This is a genomic window from Winogradskya humida, assembly GCF_016862215.1.
In the GTDB taxonomy this organism is placed as follows: domain Bacteria; phylum Actinomycetota; class Actinomycetes; order Mycobacteriales; family Micromonosporaceae; genus Actinoplanes; species Actinoplanes humidus.
The window spans coordinates 1-1113 of record NZ_BOMN01000099.1 but is presented as its reverse complement, the minus strand read 5'-3'; the positions used below and the strand labels follow the sequence as shown (position 1 = coordinate 1113).

Sequence of the window (1113 nt, the reverse complement as noted above, 5' to 3'; positions counted from 1 at the left end):
GGTCAGGTTGGGCGGCTCAGGTCAGGTTGGGCGGCTCAGGTCAGGTTGGGCGGCTCAGGTCAGGTTGGGCGGCTCAGGTCAGGCTGGGCGGCTCTTGCCGGGCGGTCGGGCCGCGGTGATGCTGCTGAGAGTGAGTTGCTGTGAGCGCTGGCAATGATGCCGTTCGGATACCGCCGCGCGAGGCTGAATTCTGCGCCGATCCTTGCCGCGGCGCGCCTTCATCCGGTAGCGGCAGTCGAGAACACAGCTTTCTTTGGTTCGTTCGCGATTTTCGGCGCCGCCCAACAGCGAGAACCGGCTCACGTCAGGTCGGCCAGCAGGTCGTTTGCGCACAGTGATGGCGCTGGAACAGTGCGCGCCTTGCCTGCGGCAAATGAGGGCGCCGACCTCTGGTGTCGGCAACTGGCCCGAGCTTGCTGGGAGCCGGCCAGCAGGGCGGCGGAGTCTGCTCCGCGGCGATGAACGGGATGACGTTCACGTTGTCGTCTTTGCGGGCAGAGCTGTCGGGGTATCTCTCGAGAACGCCCTCCCATGTAGTCCTGAGGGTGCGGCCGTGAACAATGGGCGGCGGCCCCGCCGTACGAGGAAAGGTCTTGATCATGGGTTGGAACACCTCGGTGCTTTTCCGTCAGGACGTGACGGTGGACGAGGCTGCGGACGACCTCGCCATCACAGATTTCAGCGGCGAACTGGTCGGAGCCGACCAGGCCACGAGCGCTCTCAAGCCCGACGCCCTCTATGCCGCCGAGTCGGGTGGCTGGGTGCAGGTCTGGAACCCGCTGATGGATGTGGTCATGGGCTGGGAGCCGACCGACCCGGCCAACGCTCTGGTGGTCTTCTTCAGCAGCGTTTCGAGCACATACGGCTTCACGCTGTTCACGCATGGGGAACGCACCCGGCATTACGTCTACGCCGACGGTGTGGCAGTCGAGGACGAAGGAACTCCACTGCCGGTCGAGGCCGATATTGCCCTGCCGTCCTGGGGTCCCGACGAGGACTTCCTGTGGTCGATCATCACGGCAGTCACCGGTCTCCAGTACGACGAAGAGCTGCAGTACCGCGTCTACCCGGTGTGACGGACCATCTCTGGCCATCGCCCACGACCAGCGGCAT

At 65.0% G+C, this 1113-nt stretch carries 1 protein-coding gene; it reads left to right on the top strand.

From position 1 onward, the window contains the following. The first annotated feature begins 599 nt into the window (after positions 1 to 599). Complete coding sequence (locus Ahu01nite_RS34490) at positions 600 to 1076, top strand: hypothetical protein (protein WP_203840910.1); 477 nt, start codon at positions 600 to 602, stop codon at positions 1074 to 1076. The last annotated feature ends 37 nt before the right edge of the window (positions 1077 to 1113 follow it).

Bases quoted from the DNA above. Each gene is read 5' to 3' on its own strand.
- Ahu01nite_RS34490 (WP_203840910.1), top strand. From the start codon at position 600: ATGGGTTGGAACACCTCGGTGCTTTTCCGTCAGGACGTGACGGTGGAC.